The organism is Arthrobacter sp. 10T413_2 (assembly GCF_056394205.1).
Genome location: NZ_JBFTHK010000321.1, coordinates 1 through 2,097 on the forward strand (window position 1 = coordinate 1; position 2,097 = coordinate 2,097).

General features: G+C 65.6%; 1 protein-coding gene and 1 pseudogene. Both read left to right on the forward strand.

The genetic code is table 11. The annotated features are described in order from the left end of the window. On the forward strand, nt 1-1,929 hold a 1,929-nt coding region (locus AC1DBQ_RS23085), incomplete at its 5' end, for a glycosyltransferase (RefSeq protein ID WP_476930716.1). After that, nucleotides 1,930-2,097 (forward strand): annotated as a pseudogene (locus AC1DBQ_RS23090) (ABC transporter permease); the annotation flags it as partial.

Below are 2,097 nucleotides of genomic sequence, written 5' to 3' on the forward strand. Positions count from 1 at the left end.
GACCAGACCGACACCGTATCCCTCTACGTTGACGCCGGCACCGCCAGCGGCATCCGGCTCCGCGAGAACGACGAATTCGCCCGCACCCCGAAGCTGCTCGAAGACAAGCTGCAGATGTTCAGCTCGGAGAGCCGCGAGGCGCACTTCGAGGATCTCCTGGGCCGGCACTCCATGCGCGTGCGCTCCGGTGAGCAGATCTCGTTCGGCACCTACTTCAACGCCTTCCCGGCCAGCTACTGGCGCCGCTGGACCTCGGTGCGGGACATCCGCCTGGTMGTGGAGACGTCCGGCCCGGGAACGGTCACCGTCTACAAATCGAACGCCCGCGGCTCAGTCCAGCGCGTCGACGGCAAGCACGTCGACGGCGACACCACCTCCACGTTCGAGCTCTCGCTCAAGCCTTTCGGCKACGGCKGCTGGTACTGGTTCGACCTGGCCGCCAGCACCGGCGACCTCGTCCTGAAGAACGGGGCGTGGCAGGCCACCGGCGGCCCTGCGACCAAGGGCCAGGTGACCCTGGAAATCACCACGATGAACAAGCCGGACTTCTGTCTGAACAACGCCCGCATCCTGGCGGAGAACGCGGAGGTCCTTGAGAACGTCAAGGAAATCCTGATCGTGGACCAGGGCACGCAGAAGGTCCAGGACCAGGAGGGCTTCGCTGCTGTGCGGGACGCCCTCGGCGGCAAGCTGCGGGTCATCAACCAGGCCAACCTCGGCGGCTCCGGCGGCTTCGCGCGGGGCATGTTCGAGGCCGTTGAAAACGGCAGCGACTACGCCCTGCTGCTCGACGACGATATCGTCGTCGAACCCGAGAGCATCGTGCGGCTCCTGACGTTCGCCGACCACTGCCGCAAGCCGACGATCGTCGGCKGCCATATGTTCGACCTCTACAACCGCAGCGTCCTGCACACCTTCGGCGAGGTGGTGGACCCCTACCGGATCGTCCCGGCCCTGCCGCATGCCGACATGGAGACGCGGCACGACTTCAGCGTCGCGAACCTGCGCCAGACCCCGTGGCTGCACCGCCGCGTGGACGTGGACTACAACGGCTGGTGGATGTGCCTGATCCCCACGAAGGTGATCCAGGAAATCGGGCTGTCCCTGCCTCTGTTMATCAAATGGGACGACGCCGAATACGGGCTGCGCGCCCGTGAAGCGGGCTTTGCCACGGTGTCGATGCCGGGTGCTGCCGTCTGGCACGTGTCCTGGATCGACAAGGATGACCTTGTCGGCTGGCAGGCCTACTTCCACGCGCGGAACCGGCTGATCACCACCCTGATCCATAGCCCGTACCCGAAGGGCGGCCGGGTGCTGCGCGAATCTTTCCAGTCCGACGTCAAGMACCTCGTGTCCATGCAGTACTTCACCGAGCACGGGCGCATCGACGCGCTGCGGGACCTCCTGAAGGGTCCCGACGACCTCCACAAGGTGCTCGGCACCAAGCTGCCGGAAATCAACGCGCTGAAGGCGCAGTACCCGGACGCCCAGCTGAAGGAAGACGTCGATGACTTCCCGGCGCCCAAGATCGGGCGCGGGCCCATGGGCGGGACCGTCGTGGGCCTTCCCAGCAAGAAGCAGCTGATCCCGTGGGGCATCAAAACGGTGGCGCGCCAGCTCATCAAGGCGCCGGGACCGGAAAGCGCCGAACGGCCCCAGGGCTACCTGGCCCACCGCGACAACCGGTGGTACCKGGTGGCGCACTATGACAGTGTGGTGGTCTCCAACGCGGAGGGCACGGGCGCCTCGTGGTACCAGCGCGACCCGAAGAAGCTCAAATCGATGCTGACCGAAGCGACCATGCTGCACGCAAAACTGTTCCGGGAATGGGACAGCCTTGCCGCGCAGTACCGCCGCGCCGTCACCGAGATCAGCTCCATCGATGCGTGGAAGAAGACGTTCGAGGCGAATTCCGAGGACGGCAGGTAGATGGCTGGTCAAACCGACCAACTGATCAAGCCCGGATCCGGGCACGGGCTCCTGGACGTCTACGGCGACCGCTTCCTCCTGAAGCTGCTGGTGCGCAAGGAAATCAAGGTGCGCTACCGCGGCTCCGTGCTGGGCCTGCTGTGGTCCTACGTGAAGCCGCTCGTGCAG